This is a genomic window from Alexandriicola marinus, assembly GCF_004000435.1.
GTDB classification, from domain to species: domain Bacteria; phylum Pseudomonadota; class Alphaproteobacteria; order Rhodobacterales; family Rhodobacteraceae; genus Alexandriicola; species Alexandriicola marinus.
Genome location: NZ_RBVZ01000005.1, coordinates 159,147 through 178,014, shown reverse-complemented (window position 1 = coordinate 178,014; position 18,868 = coordinate 159,147). Strand labels below are relative to the sequence as shown.

Annotated in this window: 15 protein-coding genes and 1 tRNA gene; 3 read left to right on the top strand and 13 right to left on the bottom strand. The window is 65.2% G+C overall.

Annotated elements, in window-relative coordinates:
- Positions 1 to 120: 120 nt before the first annotated feature.
- The 3 genes from EP376_RS16040 to guaB form a co-directional block, all read right to left on the bottom strand.
- Complete coding sequence (locus EP376_RS16040; protein ID WP_127656632.1) at positions 121 to 2,463, bottom strand: ATP-binding protein; 2,343 nt, start codon at positions 2,461 to 2,463, stop codon at positions 121 to 123.
- 156 nt (positions 2,464 to 2,619) lie between these two features.
- On the bottom strand, positions 2,620 to 3,789 hold the full coding sequence (locus EP376_RS16035) for an RsmB/NOP family class I SAM-dependent RNA methyltransferase (protein WP_127656631.1): 1,170 nt from the start codon (positions 3,787 to 3,789) through the stop codon (positions 2,620 to 2,622).
- Between the two features lie 3 nt (positions 3,790 to 3,792).
- Complete coding sequence (gene guaB, locus EP376_RS16030; protein WP_127656630.1) at positions 3,793 to 5,241, bottom strand: IMP dehydrogenase; 1,449 nt, start codon at positions 5,239 to 5,241, stop codon at positions 3,793 to 3,795.
- 233 nt (positions 5,242 to 5,474) lie between these two features.
- Here guaB and EP376_RS16025 point away from each other — a divergent pair, with 233 nt between their 5' ends.
- The 3 genes from EP376_RS16025 to EP376_RS16015 all read left to right on the top strand — a co-directional run bounded on the left by EP376_RS16025 (position 5,475) and on the right by EP376_RS16015 (position 8,822).
- Positions 5,475 to 7,523 (top strand): ASKHA domain-containing protein, encoded by a 2,049-nt coding sequence (locus EP376_RS16025; RefSeq protein ID WP_127656629.1) that lies wholly within the window; start codon positions 5,475 to 5,477, stop codon positions 7,521 to 7,523.
- Positions 7,524 to 7,651: 128 nt separating this feature from the next.
- A tRNA-Gly gene (locus EP376_RS16020) sits at positions 7,652 to 7,725 on the top strand.
- A gap of 113 nt (positions 7,726 to 7,838) precedes the next feature.
- Positions 7,839 to 8,822: a fatty acid desaturase gene (locus EP376_RS16015; protein WP_127656628.1), complete on the top strand. Its 984-nt coding sequence runs from the start codon at positions 7,839 to 7,841 to the stop codon at positions 8,820 to 8,822.
- 40 nt (positions 8,823 to 8,862) lie between these two features.
- Here EP376_RS16015 and pgi read toward each other — a convergent pair whose 3' ends face one another.
- From pgi to EP376_RS15965, 10 genes are all read right to left on the bottom strand, one after another.
- A complete protein-coding gene (gene pgi, locus EP376_RS16010; RefSeq protein WP_127656627.1) occupies positions 8,863 to 10,464 on the bottom strand; it encodes a glucose-6-phosphate isomerase in 1,602 nt (533 codons plus the stop codon).
- A 4-nt stretch (positions 10,465 to 10,468) separates the two neighbouring features.
- Positions 10,469 to 11,140, bottom strand: a complete 672-nt coding sequence (pgl, locus tag EP376_RS16005; RefSeq protein WP_127656626.1) for a 6-phosphogluconolactonase — start codon at positions 11,138 to 11,140, stop codon at positions 10,469 to 10,471.
- Positions 11,141 to 11,179: 39 nt separating this feature from the next.
- Positions 11,180 to 12,634, bottom strand: coding sequence for a glucose-6-phosphate dehydrogenase (gene zwf / locus EP376_RS16000; RefSeq protein WP_127656625.1), 1,455 nt, complete (start codon positions 12,632 to 12,634; stop codon positions 11,180 to 11,182).
- A gap of 75 nt (positions 12,635 to 12,709) precedes the next feature.
- Positions 12,710 to 13,900 carry a 4Fe-4S double cluster binding domain-containing protein gene (locus EP376_RS15995; RefSeq protein WP_127656624.1) on the bottom strand — a complete coding sequence of 397 codons (1,191 nt, stop codon included), beginning with the start codon at positions 13,898 to 13,900 and terminating at the stop codon, positions 12,710 to 12,712.
- Between the two features lie 113 nt (positions 13,901 to 14,013).
- Positions 14,014 to 14,598 carry an HNH endonuclease gene (locus EP376_RS15990; RefSeq protein ID WP_127656623.1) on the bottom strand — a complete coding sequence of 195 codons (585 nt, stop codon included), beginning with the start codon at positions 14,596 to 14,598 and terminating at the stop codon, positions 14,014 to 14,016.
- A 251-nt stretch (positions 14,599 to 14,849) separates the two neighbouring features.
- On the bottom strand, positions 14,850 to 15,602 hold the full coding sequence (locus EP376_RS15985; RefSeq protein WP_127656622.1) for a GGDEF domain-containing protein: 753 nt from the start codon (positions 15,600 to 15,602) through the stop codon (positions 14,850 to 14,852).
- Positions 15,603 to 15,684: 82 nt separating this feature from the next.
- Positions 15,685 to 16,350 carry an alpha/beta hydrolase gene (locus EP376_RS15980; protein WP_127656621.1) on the bottom strand — a complete coding sequence of 222 codons (666 nt, stop codon included), beginning with the start codon at positions 16,348 to 16,350 and terminating at the stop codon, positions 15,685 to 15,687.
- Positions 16,351 to 16,432: 82 nt separating this feature from the next.
- Positions 16,433 to 17,056: a DNA-3-methyladenine glycosylase family protein gene (locus tag EP376_RS15975; protein WP_127656620.1), complete on the bottom strand. Its 624-nt coding sequence runs from the start codon at positions 17,054 to 17,056 to the stop codon at positions 16,433 to 16,435.
- A complete protein-coding gene (locus EP376_RS15970) occupies positions 17,047 to 17,781 on the bottom strand; it encodes a cobalt-precorrin-6A reductase (protein ID WP_127656619.1) in 735 nt (244 codons plus the stop codon). Before EP376_RS15970 ends, EP376_RS15975 begins: the two co-directional genes overlap by 10 nt.
- A complete protein-coding gene (locus EP376_RS15965; RefSeq protein WP_127656618.1) occupies positions 17,778 to 18,833 on the bottom strand; it encodes a cobalt-precorrin-5B (C(1))-methyltransferase in 1,056 nt (351 codons plus the stop codon). Before EP376_RS15965 ends, EP376_RS15970 begins: the two co-directional genes overlap by 4 nt.
- Positions 18,834 to 18,868 lie beyond the last annotated feature (35 nt).

Sequence of the window (18,868 nt, the reverse complement as noted above, 5' to 3'; positions counted from 1 at the left end):
CTGCGCCATACGATTGGATCGGTCCTTGCCTTTGCGCGGGACGGCTCGGCCGGACGATGGATATGCGCTTTCGCCCTCAGACCACCATGTCCTCGGGTATCCGTTGATCCGGTACCAGCATCATTCAGGCCGTGGCGCCTCGTCACCTGCCTGCGCCGCCCCGGCCTCGATCTGGGCCTGAACCGTGGCGGCAAGCTCGGTCAGAGAGAAGGGCTTCGGCAGGAAGACCGAGTTCGGGATCAAGGCCTTGTGTTCCGAAAACGCATCCTCCGCATAGCCCGATACGAAAACGACGCGCGTCTCGGGTCGCGCAATCAGGGCCTCGCGCACCCATGACGGACCATCGAGGCCGGGCATGATCACATCCGTCACGAAAATGTCGATCACAAGGCCCGGATCGTCGAGGATTTTCAACGCGGCTTCGGCGCTGTCCGCCTCGAGAACGGTATATCCCTTGAGCCGCAATGCCCGGGATGCAAAGGCCCGCACCGGTGCCTCGTCCTCGACCAGCAGGATCGCCGCATCACTGCTGACATGCTCGCTATTCTCCTGTGGCGGTGGTTCCGGCGCCAACGGTTCCACACCGGGCGCCACTGCGGGGAAATACAGGGTAAAGACGCTGCCCTGCCCGACGACACTGTCCGCAAAGATGAAGCCGCCGGTCTGCTTCACGATGCCGTAGGCCGTTGACAGGCCAAGACCCGTGCCTTCGCCCGGGCGCTTGGTGCTGTAGAAAGGTTCGAAAATCTTGTTCAATTTGTCGACCGGGATGCCCGTCCCCTCATCGCGCACCCGTGCCACCACATATCGGCCCGCGGGCACCGTCGCCCGGTCGCGCTCGAGCGGGGACGTCAGGAGGATGTCATCGGTTTCGATCCGGATCATCCCGCCTTCGGGCATGGCATCGCGGGAATTCACGACAAGGTTCATGAAGACCTGTTCCAACTGCCGCTTGTCCGCCCGGATGCAGGACAGATCCGGGTCATGTTCCACTGTCAGCGTGACCTTCTCGCCGACCAGACGGTTCAACAGGTGGGTCAGTTCGGACAGCGTGTCGCGAAGATCGACGATCTCGGGCATCAGGTTCTGCTTGCGCGAAAAGGCCAGCAGTTGCCGAACAAGGCTGGCTGCGCGGTTCACGTTCTGACGGATCTGCGTCAGATCGCCGAAATCGGGATCACCCTCGTCATGGCGCAGCAACAGCAGGTCGCAATGGCCCGAAATCGCGGTCAGCAGGTTGTTGAAATCATGCGCCACCCCCCCCGCCAGTTGCCCGATCGCCTGCATTTTCTGGCTCTGGACGAATTGCGCCTCGAGGCTCTTGAGTTCGGTCACATCGTTGAGAACAGCGATCAGATGTGGCGTTTCCCGATCGCCGGTCGTGTTCAGCGACACCTGCACGAACGTATCGCGATGGGGGCCTGTGCCGCGCAGAAACTGCGGCCCGGCCGCGCCGCGCCCTTCAGCCGTTTCGCGCAGCCAGTCGCCGATCGGACGGCCCAACCCTTCGAGAAGCTCCCACAGGCGGGTTTGCCCGCCCAACGGCATCGGCAAGAGCGTTCGTGCCTCCTTGTTCGACGCCAGTATCTCGCCGCTTGGCGCAACCTTCAGGAGCGGGACGGGCAGATCCTCGATCGCGTCCCAATCGGTCGCGGGGCCATGCTCGCCACGGCCCGCGGCTCCGGCCGGGAGAAGATAGATTTCCTGTCGCCCGCCACTGGCCGGAACGAGAGCCACGAGGCTTTCGACCGGACCGTCGACCCCTTCGACGATGTGCAGGGCACCGGATTTGAGGGGCAGATCATGAAAGACCTTGTCGAGCATCCGCGCCCGGCCGCCTGTCAGCCGCTTGAAGGCCTCATTCATGAACAGGACCGTGCCAGATGGACCCGAGGTCAGCATCGGAAGGCTCATCGAATCTGCGCCACGGGTGCCACCCATCCTCTCGGCGCCCTGCTCAAGCCGCCAGATCATCGCGCCCCGCCCGATCTCCTGCGCCGAAAGCCGCACATGGCCACGGCGGGTCGCGATATCCTCGCTGGAATGGCCGTAGGCACGGGCCTTTCGTTCCAGCCGCTGGAGCATCGGCGCTGGACCGGCGACGATATCGCGCATCACCTCGTCCAGAGTGTCTGTGGTTCGTCCGGTGAACCTCGTTTGCGCTACGCCATTTCGGTGCAGAATACGCCCGCTTCCATTGGTCAGAAAGCTGGCCCAGGTTTCGTTCGCGATGATCTGGGCGGCGGTTTCCAGCAACTGCTGATCGGCCCGCCCCCGGCTGATCGACAGGAAACTCCGCCAGGACGCGATCAGGAAGAGGATCGACCCGGCGATCGTGAGCAGCGTCGCGACAACGGGTATCGCGCTTAGCAGGCCCGCGGTCAGGCAGATGGTCGCTGAGACAAACAGACCAAGCGAAAGCCGCAAGGATTGGTCGGCAGCTCCGCCAACCTCACGATCCATGCCGACCTCCGCAGGAGGCGGAGCACCCATTTCGGCCTGAGACACCAGCAACCCTCCACGATTCTATTCGCTCGAGTTGACCAGTGGAGTCCTAAAGCGACGTAAACCGTGATTGGATGCTAGCCGCCAGGCGCAGAGAATTCAACTAAAAGGAGATTAAAGTGCACGCCGCATTATCCCAAGATGAAAACCATCTCCCCATTCATCGGGCAACCAGCGGCGCAACGACACAAGATCAAGCTCGCGTCTTTCAGCGACGCAGGCCTCGATCACAGACCGGTTCTCGGCCTCGAATATGGAACAGGTCGCATAGGCCAGGGTCCCGCCCGGCGCCACGAAATCAGCGGCATCGCGCAGGATGCGGGACTGAAGGGCGACAAGATCATCCAGCGCCGCGGGCGTCAGCCGCCATTTGCCCTCCGGATCACGGCGCCACGTGCCGCTGCCCGAACAAGGGGCATCGATCAGAACCAGATCGAAGGTGCCATCTGTTTCGGGGCTGATGCCGGTCCGGACCTCGATCTGCGCCCCGGCCCGCGCGGCGCGGTTGGGCAGATCAGACATCCGCCGCGCCTCGATGTCATGAGCCACGACCTCGGCCGCGCCGGCCGCCGCCAAGGCAAGGGCCTTGCCCCCGCCGCCCGCGCAGAAATCCAGCACCCGGGCCCCGTCTACCGATGGCAGTGCAGCCACCGCAGCCTGGGAGCTTGCATCCTGCAGCTCGACCAGACCGGTTTCGAACGCGTGTGATGCGCGCAGCCGGCGGGCACCATCGGTGACGCGCAAGGCCGTTGCGACATGAGGATGGGCCTCGGCCCCGATCCCGTCATCGGCCAGCGCGGCGATGGCCGCGTCACGATCGCCCCGAAGCAGGTTGACCCTGAGGAAAACCGGCGCCCGGTCCCGCAGGGTGAGCATCACCGCCGTGGCCTCTGGCCCCAGGTCGGTATGAAACCTGTCCTGAACCCAATCGGGCAGATCGGCCAGCTCCCCGGGCGAGAGGTCGGAGGGCGCGATGCCGCCTTCCCCCGGTGTAAGCGGTTCGGGCGCATGCCCGGCCCCGTCGAAACGTGTCGCGGGATCGCCACCGTCAAGCCGCATCAGGCCGAGCATCAGCGCCCGCCCCGTCAGCGCCCCGCCACAGGCGGCCGCAGACCGGCGCTTGCGCAGCGCGTCATACACATGATCACGGACCGCGGCGCGATCCTTCGACCCGGCAAAACGGCTTTTCCGGGCCCAGCCTGTCAGGGCCTTTTCCGCCGGGGCACCGCCGAGGATCGCATCGAGGATCTCGATCGCGGCCTGAACCCGCGCGCCGGGCGTCACCGGTCAGCCCACACGATAATTCGGCGATTCCCGCGTGATCTGAACGTCATGGACATGGCTTTCCTTGAGGCCCGAGCCGGTGATCTTGACGAAGTTGCGATAGCGCCGCATCTCTTCGACCGTGGCGCAGCCGGTATAGCCCATGGCGGCACGCAGCCCGCCCACCAGCTGGTGGATCACGGTGCCCGCGCTGCCCTTGTAGGGAACCTGGCCTTCGATCCCTTCGGGCACCAGCTTGTCGGAGGCCGCGTCCTTCTGGAAATACCGGTCGGCCGAGCCACGCGCCATCGCGCCAAGGCTGCCCATCCCGCGATAGGATTTGAAGCTGCGACCCTGGTAGAGGATGACCTCGCCCGGGGATTCGTCGGTCCCGGCGATCATCGAGCCGACCATGGCGCAGGACGCGCCCGCCGCGATGGCCTTGGCGAAATCGCCCGAAAACTTGATCCCGCCGTCGGCGATGACCGGCGTCTCGCCGGCGGCGCTCGCGCAATCCATGATCGCGGTCAGCTGCGGCACACCCACGCCCGCGACCATCCGAGTGGTGCAGATCGAGCCAGGGCCGATCCCGACCTTGATCGCATCGGCGCCCGCGTCGATCAGCGCGCGCGTGGCCTCGGCTGTGGCGACGTTGCCCGCGATGATCTGGACGTTGTTTGACAGGTTCTTGAGCCGCGAGACCGCCTTGCCCACTCCTTCGGAATGGCCATGTGCGGTGTCGATCACGACGATATCGACGCCCGCGTCGATCAGTGCCTCGGAGCGTTCGAAGCCCGCGTCCCCCACGGTCGAGGCCGCAGCGACGCGCAGCCGGCCCAGCTCGTCCTTGCAGGCGGAGGGGTTCAGCACGGCCTGTTCGCTGTCCTTCAAAGTCAGAAGCCCGGTCAGCTTGCCGGTCTTGTCCGTCACCAGAAGTTTCTCGATCCGGCGCGCCTTCATCAGGCTGCGCGCTTCTTCGAGGTCGGCCGGTTCGGTCAGGATGGCGAGGTTCTCGCTTGTCATCATGACCCGGACGGGGGTGCGATCATCCTCGGCAAAGCGCATGTCGCGGTTGGTGACGATCCCCATCACGCGGCCATCCTCGCCCACGACGGGGAACCCGGTGACGCGATACCGCTCCATTAGGGCCTTGGCGTCGGCCAGTGTCTGGTCGGGGGTCAGCGTGATGGGCGTATAGACGATGCCCGACACGAACCGCTTGACCCGCCGGATCTGGCGGGCCTGTTCCTCGACATCGAGGTTGCGGTGCACGACGCCGATCCCGCCCGATTGCGCCATGGCGATCGCCATGCGCGCCTCGGTGACGGTGTCCATCGCGCTCGACAAGAGCGGGATGTTCATCGAGATCGATTTCGTCACCCGGGTGCGGACATCTGCCTCTGACGGCAAGACGGATGACGCCCCCGGAACCAGCAGAACATCATCAAATGTGAGAGCCTCACGAATCTCCATGGCATATCTCCGGGAGTTACGTCGTTTGGCGGGTCCCTATCGCATGGAACCGGAGAAGGTGAAACCCACAAAGGGCGTCTGATTGTCCCCATCACGCAATATGTCGCGCGCGCCCCGCCGAAGACCTTCGTCCCCGCAGTCATGACGCTTTCATAAAGATCATGACGCGAACGGACCTTACATTACCGCGACCCCGCCCTATGTTCGCGCCAAACCGGCACCAAGGAACAGGCATGTCAGATCCCCTCGTCATCTTCACGCCCTCGGGCAAGCGCGGTCATTTCCCGGTCGGCACCCCGGTGCTGACCGCCGCGCGCCAGCTGGGCGTCGATCTCGATTCGGTCTGCGGCGGGCGCGGCATCTGCTCCAAGTGCCAGGTCAGCCCGTCTTATGGCGAGTTCTCCAAGCATGGCGTGACCGTGGCCGACGACGCCCTGTCGGAATGGAACGAGGTCGAGGCCCGCTATGACCGCGTCCGTGGCCTGAAGGAAGGCCGCCGCCTTGGCTGCCAGGCCACGATCCAGAGCGACATCGTGATCGACGTGCCCGCCGAAAGCCAGGTTCACCGGCAGGTCGTCCGGAAGGCGGCGTCCGACCGGGTGATCGTCATGGACCCGGCGACAAAGCTTTACTATGTGACCGTCCCGGAACCCGACATGCACGAGCCGCTGGGCGATTTCGAACGCCTGCGCGCGGCCCTGCGCACCCAGTGGGAAATCGAGGAGGTCACGGCGCCCCTGTCGATCCTGTCAAAGCTGCAAAAGGCGCTGCGCAAGGGCGAATGGGCCGTGACAGTCGCGGTTCACCGGGGTCATGACGACAGCGCGGCACGGATCATGGAGATCTGGCCCGGCTTTCACGAAGATCGGATCTTCGGGCTGGCGATCGATCTGGGCTCCACCACCATCGCGGCCCATCTGACCGATCTGCGCAACGGAACCGTCGCGGCCAGTGCCGGCGTCATGAACCCGCAGATCCGCTTTGGCGAAGACCTGATGTCGCGTGTGTCCTATGCGATGATGAACCCCGGCGGCGACCTCGAGATGACCCGCGCCGTGCGCGAGGCCATCGACGGGCTGACCGTCGAACTGGCGCAGGAGGCCGGGATCTCGCCTGCGCAGATCCTCGAGGCGGTCTTTGTCTGCAATCCGGTCATGCATCACCTCTTGCTGGGGATCGACCCGGTCGAGCTGGGTCAGGCGCCCTTTGCGCTGGCCACCTCGCGCTCGGTCAGCGTGGATGCCACCGAACTGGGCCTGCACGGCATGAACGACCGGGCCCGCGTTTTCGTGCTGCCCTGCATCGCGGGCCATGTGGGCGCCGATGCCGCCGCCGTCGCGCTGTCGGAACAGCCGGGGAAATCGGACGATCTTGTCCTCGTGGTGGATGTGGGCACAAATGCCGAGATCCTTCTGGGCGACCGCTCCCGCGTTCTGGCCTGCTCCTCCCCCACCGGGCCCGCCTTCGAAGGCGCGCAGATCTCCTCCGGTCAGCGCGCCGCGCCCGGCGCAATCGAGAAGATCGAGATCGATCCGACGAGCAAGGAACCCCGCTTCCGCGTGATCGGCTGCGACCTGTGGTCCGACGATCCGGGCTTTGACGCGGCCACCGCCGCGAGCGGGATCACCGGCATCTGCGGGTCGGGCATCATCGAGGCGGTGGCCGAGCTGCGCATCGCCGGCCTGATGGATGCCCGCGGCCTACTGGGATCGGCCGAACAGACCGGCACCCCGCGCATGGTGGCCGAGGGCCGGACCCATTCCTACCTGATCCACGACGGTACAGCCGATGGGGGGCCGCGCATCACCGTCACCCAAGGCGACATCCGGGCGATCCAGCTTGCAAAATCCGCACTTTATGCCGGGGCGCGCCTGCTGATGGACGAACGCGGCGTCGACAAGGTCGACCGCGTCGTGCTCGCCGGGGCCTTCGGAGCCCATATCTCGCCAAAACACGCGATGGTTCTGGGCATGATCCCCGACGCGCCGCTCGACAAGGTGACATCGGCGGGCAATGCAGCCGGCACCGGCGCGCGTATCGCGCTCTGCTCGGTCGCCGCGCGCGCCGAAATCGAACAAACCGTGCGCGAGATCACAAAGGTCGAAACCGCGATCGAGCCCCGGTTCCAGGAGCATTTCGTCAACGCCAACGCCATCCCCCATGCGACCGACCCCTTCCCCGAACTGCTCAGCCACACGCCCCTGCCCGATGTCAGCTTCAACGCAGGCTCCTCAGGCGGGTCGGATGCCGCAGGCGGGCGGCGCAGGCGCAGGCGTGCCTGATCCCCATCCGACCCGGGCAGGCGGGATCGCCACAGCCGTCCGCAGGCTGGCGCCGCGGCAGAGTGAGCCTCCGCCCACCGCGTCCGCTTGACCGCGCCCTGCGGATCGCCTACCTGACGGATCAGAGCGCGGGTATGGTGAAAAGGTATCACGCGAGCTTCCCAAGCTTAAGTTACGGGTTCGATTCCCGTTACCCGCTCCACTCTCCACGAGAATTCGGCCGAAAACCGCGCGATACGGCGTTCACGGATACTTGAGATCCGTCGAAAACGCGCCAAATATCGGGTTAACGACTGGGAACGAGGGCTGGCGACCATGACGATCCGGGAGTTTACATCCGCTTACACGACCAAGGACGACCGTCTCGCGTCATTGAGTTATTTCGGGACGTTCATTTTCTATTTCACGACGCTTTGGGCGGCCATCGCGGTCGCTGACACGTGGTGGCTGGCCGCCCCGCTGATCGTAGTCAACGCTCTGTCCGGCGTCAGGCTCTACGTGCTGCAGCACGATTGCGGGCACAATTCGCTGTTCTCGGCGCGGTGGATGAACGATCTGGCGGGTTTTGGCCTGTCGACCTTCACGCTCACGCCCTATCGCGCCATGCAATACAACCACAACGTCCACCATCAGCATGTGGGCGATCTGGACGAGCGCCGGTCGGGCGAGATCCACACCATGACGCTGCGCGAATGGGAGGAGGCGAGCTTTTACCGGCGGCTCTGGTACCGGATCTATCGCAACCCGCTGTTCCTGATCCCGGTGGGCGGCATCTTCACCTATGTGCTGCGCTATCGCTGGCCCAAAAGCACTCTGCGCGTGGGCGTCGCGGGCGTCATGGCGCAGAATCTGGCGCTGGCGGTGTGGATATGGCTGATCTGGGCGATGGCCGGCCCCGTCGGGCTCTGGGTCTATGGCGCGACCGTGGTCGTGGCGGCCTGCGTGGGGGTGTTCCTCGTCTATCTTCAGCACAATTTCGAAGACACCTACTGGGACAGGAAGCCCGATCACCGGCTCAAGGATGCCGTGATACAGGGCTCATCCGCGCTGGATCTGGGCTGGTGGTTCGATCTGGCGACCGGCAACATCGCGTACCACGACCTGCATCACGACAATCCGCGCATCCCGTCCTATCGTCTGCGCCGGTGTCACCGCGATGCGCGCGAAGTCTTCGATCTGCCGACGATCGAATGGCCCGAGGCGATCCGCAGCTTCAGCCTCAAGCTCTGGGACGAAGAGGCCGGACGGCTGGTGCCGTTCCCGAAAGAGCGCGGAACCGCCGCGATCCCGGCCGAATAGCGCTGGGTGGCGGGACGTGACCCGCCGCCCCCCGCCCGGATCAAAGACCGTGGGCCCGAAGGAAGCCCACCAACTGCGCCGTCGAGCCGTCCTTGTCCTCTGCCCCGGCCGTGCCTTCGACGACCGGCTGCAAGGCGGTTGCCAGTTCCTTGCCCAGTTCGACCCCCCATTGATCGTAGGAGTTGATCCCCAGCACCACGCCTTCGACGAACACCCGGTGTTCGTAAAGCGCGATGATCCGGCCAAGCGTCGCGGGATCAAGCTTGGGATAGGCCAGCGTCGTGGAGGGGCGGTTGCCGGGGAACACGCGATGGCGGGCCTGCCGGTCCAGCTCGGCCCCCTCAAGCCCCTTCGCGGCCATGATCGCGCGCGCCTCGTCAAGGCTGCGTCCGCGCATCAGCGCCTCGGATTGCGCGAGGCAATTGGCGACCAATAGCTGGTGCTGATGGTGCAGGTCCGGCTCCTGCCCCTCGGCCGCCACGAGGAATTCGCAAGGCACCACGCGCGTGCCCTGATGGATCAGCTGGTAGAAGGCATGCTGGCCATTCGTCCCCGGCTCCCCCCAGACGACGGGGCCGCTGTCGAAGGGCAGATCGGCGCCATCCATGCTGACACGTTTGCCGTTCGATTCCATCTCCAGCTGCTGAAGATAGGCGGGCAATCGGGCCAGCCGGTTGTCATAGGGCAGGACCGCGCGGGTCGCATAACCGCAGACCTGATTGTGCCACAGGCCCACCAGCGCCAGCAGGGCCGGCATGTTCTCGGACCAGTCGGCAACGCGGAAATGGCGATCCATATCCTGCCCGCCGCGCAGGAAGGCGCGGAAGGCCTCGGGGCCGATGGCGATCATCAGGCTCAGCCCGATCGGGCCCCACATGGAATAGCGCCCGCCGACCCAATCCTCGAACCCGAAGACGCGATCCGCCGCGATCCCGAAACCCTCGGTCTTGTCGAGCGCCGAGGACAGCGCCGCGAATTGCGCCGCCGGATCGGCGACCTTGTCGCTCATCCAGGCCTTGGCGGTTCGGGCGTTGGTCATCGTCTCGATCGTGGTGAAGGTCTTGGAGGCCACGATCACCAGCGTCGTCGCCGGATCGAGCCCGGCCAGCGTGTCGGCGATATCGGCCGGATCCACGTTCGACACGAAATGACAGCGCGGCCCGTCATGATAGGGGCTGAGCGCGCGAACGGCCATCGCGGGGCCCAGATCCGACCCCCCGATCCCGATATTGACCACATCGGTGATCTGGCCGCCGGCCCCCGCGAAGGCGCCAGACCGGACGTCGGCAGCAAAATCCTCCATCCGCGACAGCGTTCCGAGCACGCCGGGCATCACGTCGTGACCGCCCACCAGCACCGGATCGCCATCGAGGTTGCGCAGCGCGGTGTGCAGAACCGCCCTGCCCTCGGTCTCGTTGATCGCCGCGCCCGAAAACATCGCCTCGCGCTTTGCCGCGACGCCCGTGCTGTCCAGAAGCCCGATCAGCATGTCGCGGGCCGTCTCGTCGATATTGGTCTTGGAATAATCGAACAGCATGTGGCCCATGCGCACCGAGAACGCCTCGGCCCGGGCGGCGTCGCAGATCGTCTCGAAGCGCCGGTCGGCGACCTGCGCGTGGTGCGATTTCAAGTCTTTCCACATCAGATCAACCCTCTACCCAGTGAATCGTGGCATTTCTCAAGACGACGGACACGGGCGCCTCTTCGGGGCTCAGATCGCGCGCCCGTTCGATCGCGGCGCGTTTTTCGGCCCCGGTGATCAGGATATGCGTCGACATCGCGTCGCGCAGCACCCGGGCCGACAGCGTCACCCGCGGCTCGGGCGCGCCCGGCGCCCGCATCGGGACAAGGATCGCATCGCCGTGAAGCGCGTCGTGCAACCGATCCGCCCCCGGAAAGATCGACGCGGTGTGCATGTCCGTGCCCATCCCCAGCAGCAGAACATCGATCGGCAGCGACGGCGCAAGGCCCGCCTCGATCCCGGCAAGCCCGTCTTCCGGCGTCTCGGCCCCGTTGTAGAGCGGCAGATACCGGGCAGCGGATGCGCGGTCGGTCAGGAGCCGTTCTCGGATCAGCCGGGTGTTCGAGCGATCGGACGTCTCGGGCACCCAGCGTTCGTCGGTCAGCATGACATCGACGCGGGACCAGTCCAGATCGGCGGCACACAGATCGTCGAACATCGGCCCCGGCGTGGTGCCACCCGGCACCGCGAGACTGACCCTGTCTTCATGCGACAGCGCCTGCCGCAGTTCCCCCGCCAGTCGGTTGGCAAGGTTGATCATCAACATGTCGATGTCGGGATATTCGATCAGGTTCATCGGATTGGCCTTTCTTCCCCGGTCAGCAGTTCTGGCGGCTCAGGCCTTGATATCACGCCATCGACGGCCTTCGCGATGAAGAAGCATCTGCGAATCCTCCGGCCCGGTCGATCCCGGCTCATAGAGCTTTGGCACGTCGGACCGTTCTTCCCACGCGTTGATGATCGGATCGGTCCAGGCCCAGGCGGCCTCGACCTCGTCGCCGCGCATGAACAGCGTCTGGTTGCCCCGGATCACGTCCATGATCAGCCGCTCATAGGCGTCGGGCACCTCCTCGGCATCTTCGCCAAGCGCCTCGGCAAAGGTCAGGTCCAGCGGCACGTCGACAAGCCGCATCCCGCCCGGCCCCGGTTCCTTGATGGTGACCTGAAGATCGATCCCCTCGTTCGGCTGAAGCCGGATCGACAGGATGTTGCGGTGGCGCGCCACGTCGCCTTCGAAGATCGAATGCCCCAGATCCTTGAACACGACGGCGATCTCGGACGATCTGGCCCGCATCTTCTTGCCGGTGCGCAGGTAGAACGGAACCCCCGCCCACCGCCAGTTCGCGATTTCGCACCGCATCGCGATGAAGCTTTCCGTGAAGCTGCGCGGATTGTCGGCATCCTCGCGATAGCTTGGCTCTGTCTCGGTCGCCTCGTACTGGCCACGCACGATGTGATGGGCCGGCACCGATTGCAGCGCGCGGATCACCTTGAGCTTTTCGTCACGCACCGCGTCGGCCTCGAACTGGCCGGGCGGCTCCATCGCGATCAGGCAGACCAGCTGCATGAGGTGATTCTGGACCATGTCCCGCATGGCGCCAGACTTGTCGTAATAGGCCCCGCGCCCGCCGACACCCACCGTCTCGGCCACGGTGATCTGGATGTGATCGACGTAGTGGTTGTTCCACAGCGGCTCGAACAGGACATTGCCGAACCGGACGGCCATCAGGTTCTGAACCGTCTCTTTCCCGAGGTAATGATCGATCCGGTAGATCTGGCCTTCGTGGAAATGCTCGGCCAGCGTCTGGTTCAGGGCCCGCGCCCCGTCCAGATCACGACCCAAGGGTTTTTCCACCACGATCCGGCTGTGCCGGTCGGCGATCCCGTGATTATGAAGCCGTTCGGCCAGCGCGCCGAACAGCGACGGGGCGACCGAGAAATAGAACGCGCGCACCACATCGGGGCGCATCAGGTCGGACAGGTCCGACCAGCCCCCGTCCCCGGTCGCATCGACTTGCACATAGTGCAGCTGCCCGAGGAAGGCATCGAGATTGGCGGTATCAGATTTTTCCTGCCCGCCGAATTCGCTGATCGCCTCGCGGACCAACTGGCGATAGTCGTCATCGCCCATATCGGAGCGGGCCGCGCCGATCACTCGCGAGTCGCCGGGCATCTGCCCCGCGATGAAGCGCCGAAACAGGCCGGGCAGGATCTTCCTGCGGGCCAGATCGCCGGTTCCGCCGAAAATCACGAGGTCGAACGTGTCGACCGGAATGACGCGAGAGACCATACCATTCTCCTCGTTGAAGGCGCCGCAGCTTGTTAGCGCTAACGGCGGCTGGGTATCTCCTCCGCTACCCGAAGTCTAGCGCGAAGTCCCCCCGATCTTCCACCACTCCGCGGGTTTCAGCCGGGCGGGCGGGCGCCGACGCTCCAGCCACCATTTCGCCAGCCCGCGCCAGCGCGGATGGGTGGCAAGCCGATGCCAGAGCGTGCCGTCGGGGTACCGGTTGAACGGACAGACCCGCATGCAGATTGCGCAATCCGTCTTGAGTTTGGCCCAATAGCCAAAGCAGGCCTCGCAATCGGCCGACCATTTGCGCACGCCCCGGATCGTCGACGGGCTGCCCCTGCCCAGATCGGGCGGCCCTTCGGGCAGCGCCTTGACGGGGCAGGCCTGTGCGCAAATCGTGCAATTCTGACAATAGCATGCAAGCCCAAGCTTACGCGGCGCATCAACCTCCAGAGGCATGTCCGTAAAGACCTTGGAAAACCGGACCCGAGGCCCGAATTCCGGGGTCAGGACCATCTGGTTCCGTCCATATTCGCCAAGCCCCGCCTTGATCGCATAGGGGATCACAAGCGCCGTGTCGTTCATGCTCGCGACCGCGTTGTAGCCAAGGTTGCGAATATAGGCGGCAAGCTGCATCACGATGGCCGCTTCATGGCTGTACTCGCGGCCCGTCGCCGCCCCTGCCAGCGCGCTGGGATAGGTCTCGACAAGGCCCGCATCCATCTCGTGGCCCATCACGATCACATGGGTCAGCCCGTCGGGCAGGTCATTGTCACGCGGCGTCATCGTGCGCGTGTCGGGGATACGCGCATAATGCCAGCGCGGGTCGATATGGGTGATACCGCACAGATCGGCACCGAAGAACCGGGCGATTTCCTTGATCCCGCGCGCCTCTTCGGCGGGAGATCGCAGCGTGGCCCGATCCGGCGCGACCGGCGTGTCGTTGCGAATCCACCCCTGGAACCCCTCACGGACACCGTCTTGCGCCGCGCGGTTCGAAATCACGTCAGAGATCAGCCACGATGCATTGCGCAGGGCGAAATCGCGCTGGGTGAACCCGTCGCCACGGCGCGGGGCGGCCTCCATCCGGTAGGAGGCGAAGAAGGCATCGGTCTCTTTCGACCGGACCTTTTCGTCCCAGAACGCCCGGGTGAAGATATCGTTCATCTGGTCGAAGGGTTCGAATTCCGCCGTGAGGTCGAAGCCGGCATGCCGGTCGCTGTCGCGCAAATGATCGGGCAAGATGTCGTCGGGCGTGGTCATCCCCGGACGCTAGACCGGAACGGCGCTGCTGTTCCAGCAAAACCCCGGGACTCAATACCATCGGCTGGCATTCGCGACCGGCAGCGCGCCAAAGGACCGGGCCTAAAAGCGCCTCAGGCCTCGAGTTCACTGTCCCAATAGAGGAAGTCGAACCACGTCTCGTGAAGGTAATTCGGCGGGAAGCGTCGGCCCATGTTGCGCAGCTCCTCCGATCCGGGCTGACGCGGCGGCTTGCGCAGGGCCATCCCCGACTGACGCAGCGACTTGCTACCTTTCTTGAGGTTGCAGCGCGAACAGGCCGCCACGACGTTTTCCCAGCTCGTCACCCCGCCCCGCGCCCGCGGGACCACGTGATCGAAGGTCAGGTCCCCCTTGTCGCCGCAATACTGACACCTGAATTCATCGCGCAGAAACAGGTTGAACCGGGTAAAGGCCACGCGCTTCTGCGGTTTGACGTAATCCTTGAGAACAACGACCGAGGGGATGCGGATGCTGGTGCTGGGACTGTGCACGCATTCGTCATATTCCGCGACGATATTGACCCGATCCAGCCAGACCGCCTTGATCGCCTCCTGCCAGGGCCAGAGCGATAGCGGATAATAGGACAGCGGCCTGTAATCCGCATTCAGAACAAGCGCGGGATTTGTTCGCAACCCACTGGGTGCCCTCGTGAATTCTGTCCTGAAATCGCCGTCCATAAGTGACTCCACCCTCGCCTGCCCGCCGCAACTGGCGCCAGAGCGGGGGGACCCGCCCCGAACGCTTTTATGTGACTATATCTCGTGGATCACCTCTGGCAAGCGCGCAGATGCCCACAAGATGTCGAAGACCGTTTGCCCCGGCAAGACGACAGTTTCGTGACAAATGGCGTCCCCATATGACGCGCTTTTGCCCACCTGAACAGCGAGAGCCGGGCGAAGCTCCGCCCGCGCGCTAAGATCGCGGCGCATCAGGCCTGCGCGGGAACGGGCTCGCAGACTTGCAACGCCGAGGCGGCGACCATTCGCGCGCGTCCCTCGGACTTGGCCCGATAGAGCGCCCGATCGGCATCACGGTAAGCGGAAATCGTGGGCTGGCCGGCATCGGTGATCAGCGCCCCCGCCGACAATGTCAGAGAGAGCCCCTCTGGCAGGCCCGCATCCGCAATCCTGATCGGGGCGCAGATCGTCCGGGCCAGCTGATCCAGCCGGGTCGCGTCGGCCCCGTCATAGAACATGACGAATTCCTCTCCGCCGTATCGCGCCGCGATATCGACATCGGAGAGCGTCTTGCGCAGGGCCTCGGCGATGGCGCGCAGACAGGCATCGCCGACATCATGGCCATAGGTATCGTTGATACGCTTGAAATGGTCCGCATCCGCCAGAACGAGAATCCCGGCCCGCGCGAAATGCCCGTCAGGCGCAACCGCCGACAGAAAGGCGCGCCGGTTCGGCAATCCGGTCAGCATATCCGTCGTCGCGATCTCGGCCAGCTTGTCCTGAAGGGCACTCTGGTTTCGCAGGATCGCCAGCAGTAGCCCCACGACCGGGGCCGAGATGACCAGACCACTGATGATACAAAGGTGCATCACGGCCCAGGGGTCGGGAAACAGCAGAAGCACGACGACATAGACCATGACCACGACCATGATCTCGATCCCGACAAACGCCGCGATCATCGATCGCAAGGTTCGGGGCGCAAGGCTTGCGATCCTGTCCTGCACCAACCCTGCCCTTCAGCCCGAACACCAAACCGGACAGTGCTTCAATCGGATGAAGATTTGGTTAGCAGCGGCCTGTGGGGCGTCAGTAGCCCAGACGCTCCCGCATGAAGGCCAACGCGACCGAAAGACCGTCGGGCGCGATGCCGTGGCCGGTGCCCTTCATGACATGCGCATAGACTTCCTTCCAGCCGGCCTCCTGCAGGGCCTCGGCCGCCTGAGGCAGGCTTTGCACCGGAACGACCTCGTCCTCGTCCCCGTGGACAAGCAGGACAGGCGGACGGCACTGAACCTCGTCTGCCAGCAATTCAGGCGCCATCAGCCGCCCCGAAAAGGCCGCGATCCCGGCCACCGCATCTTCGCGACGCGGGGCCACATGCAGCGACATCATCGTGCCCTGGCTGAACCCGAACAGCATCACCTGTTCCGGCAAGAGATCCTCGTCGACCATGATCCCATCGAGAAAGGCATTCAGGTCATCGGCGGCGCGCAACATGCTCTGGTGCGATTCCTCTTCCGACGATCCGTCGATCCACGGGATCGGAAACCATTGATACCCCATGGGAGAGCCCGGGCAGGCCTCGGGCGCATCGGGGGCAAGGAACATCGTATCGGGCATGTGTTCAGCCAGTGGGTCGGCCAATCCCATCAGGTCGGCCCCATTGGCGCCATAGCCGTGAAGAAAGATTACCGCCGATCGCAGATCTCCGCTCAGGGGGGCTCGGCGGTCAGTCGTCAGGGCTCTGGTCATGATGGGCTCCGCAGGGTCAGAATTCCCCAGCGGTCTATCCCGCCACGGCACTTGCGGCAACAGGCCCGTCAGGCAGGCCGGGTCAGCGGATGCCCTCACTGCCCTTGTCGACCCGGTAATAGGCCCAGAGGATCCGCGCCGCGACCGACCGCCAGGGCCGCCAATCCTGCGCCATGTCACGGAGGGCCCTTTCCGTCGGGCGGGCCTCGAGCGCAAAAAGCATCCGCGCCGATTCCTGCAAGGCCAGATCGCCGGCGGCGAATACATCGGCATGGCCAAGGCTGAACATGGCGTAGACCTCTGCCGTCCAGCGCCCGATCCCGGTGACGGAGGTGAGCCTGTCGATCACCGCGTCACTGGGCGCGTCTCGCAGCGCGTCAAAGTCGATCCCGGCATCGGCAAGTGCCCGGAAATACCGGATTTTCGGCCGCGAGAGGCCCACCGTGGCCAGATCCGCATCGCTTGCCGCGTGAATGGCGTCGGGCGTGACGTATCCCGCCGCCTGAACCCTGTCCCAGATCGCGGCGGCCGACGCGGTGCTGACCTGCTGGCTCACGATGGCCGAGGCAAGCTGAGCAAAGCCATCGGGCCTCAGCCTCAGGGGCAAGGGGCCTGTCAGGTCAAGCGCATGGGCGAATTCCGGCACCCGGGCTCCGAGCCACTCGGCCCCCTCGGCCACACAGTCCGGCCCCGTGATCAGCCGCATCGCGCCTGCGCCCAGTCCAGCGCCGAGGCCACGTCCTGAACGATCGGCACGTCCGGCAAGACCGGTCGCGCGATCATCAGGACGGGCAAGCCCAGTTCCCGCGCGGCATCCAGCTTGGACCGGCTTTGCGCGCCGCCGGCGTTCTTGACGACAAGGGCGTCGATCTTCAGTTCGCGAAACAGGGCCACCTCCGCCTCTTTGGAAAATGGTGGTCGACCAATCACATAGCGTCCGTTCTTGAGGGGGAAATCACCCTCGGGCGGATCGATCTGACGGCAATAGACGCGCCTGTCGCCGAGGTTGGCAAAGCGCTCCAACGTTTGTCGCCCGGTGGCGAGAAAAACCGTGGCCCTCGGCGGCAGATAGCCCGCTGCCTCTGCCTCTGAGCCGATGACGGTCCAGCGATCTTCGGGGCCGGGGCGCCATTCCGGCCGGGCAAGGCAGAGAAAGGGCAAGCCCAGTTCGGCCGCGACCCGCGCGCTGCGCGCTGTGATGCGCGCCGCGAAAGGATGGGTCGCATCTAGGATCGCGGTGATCCCGGCGTCCTCCAGATAGGCCCGAAAGCCGTCTTCGCCGCCGAACCCGCCGATCCGGGTGGAGATCGGCAAGGCAGCCGGGGCTCGCGTCGCCCCGGCGAGCGAGGCCACGGCGTCGATCCCAGCCTCGGCGAGGCCCGCCGCGACCTCGCGCGCCTCGCCAGTTCCCGCCAGCAACAGTAGCGTCATCCCTCGGCCCTTGCGATGATATTGCCCGCACGGTCGATGATCACGATATCGAGCTGCGCCGGCGGTGTGCCGCCCTCGAACATCGCGCGCGTGCGACCGAGTGCCTTCTGCGCGACCATATCCGCCAGGGGATTTCCCGCAACTTCATAGGCTTGCAGCGCGGTATTCATGTTGCACAGCCGCGGGTCATCCATCCAGTCGGCCAGTATCCCGAAATCGACCTGGCTCCGCCCCGAATGCAGGTCAGACGCGCCCTGCGCCAGCTTGGTCAGCTTGCCGATGCCGCCGCCGATGGTCAGTCGTTCGATCGGATGGCGGCGCAGATACTTGATCATGCCACCCGCGAAATCGCCCATATCGAGCATCGCGTGATCGGGAAGTCCGTGCAGCTGCTGAACCACACGCTCCGAAGTCGCGCCCGTGCAGCCCGCCACATGGGTCAGCCCCGCCGCGCGCGCCACGTCGATGCCGCGATGGATCGAGGCGATCCATGCCGCGCAGGAATAGGGCCGTACGATCCCGGTCGTGCCGAGGATCGACAGTCCTCCTTCGATGCCAAGCCGGGGATTCCACGTCTTTTTCGCGATCTCGGCCCCGCCCGGCACGGAAATGGTGATCTCCACATCCGGGGCAACGCCATATTCCCCCGCCATCTGGGCCACGACCTCGTCCATCATGGCGCGGGGAACGGGGTTGATCGCGGGCTCTCCGGGCGGGATCGGCAGGCCCGGTTTCGTGACCATGCCCACACCTTCGCCCGCCCGAAAGACGACACCACCGGCCGAGGGCCGCACGCGCACGCGGATCGTGGCGCCATGGGTGACATCGGGGTCGTCGCCCGCATCCTTGATCACGCCGGCCTCGGCCCAGCCTACGCCCAGATGCGGGTCCACGATGTCGAAGACCGGCGTCTCGCCCTTCGGCAAGGTGATCGTCACCCTGTCGGGGACCGTACCGCCCCACAGCCCCGCCAGCGCCGCCCTGAGGGCGGCGGTCGCACAGGCGCCGGTCGTCCAACCGCGGCGCAGCTCTGTTTCGGGCTTGCGTGTCACGGGGCGGACTATAGGGGCGGGCCGTTCTGCCGCCA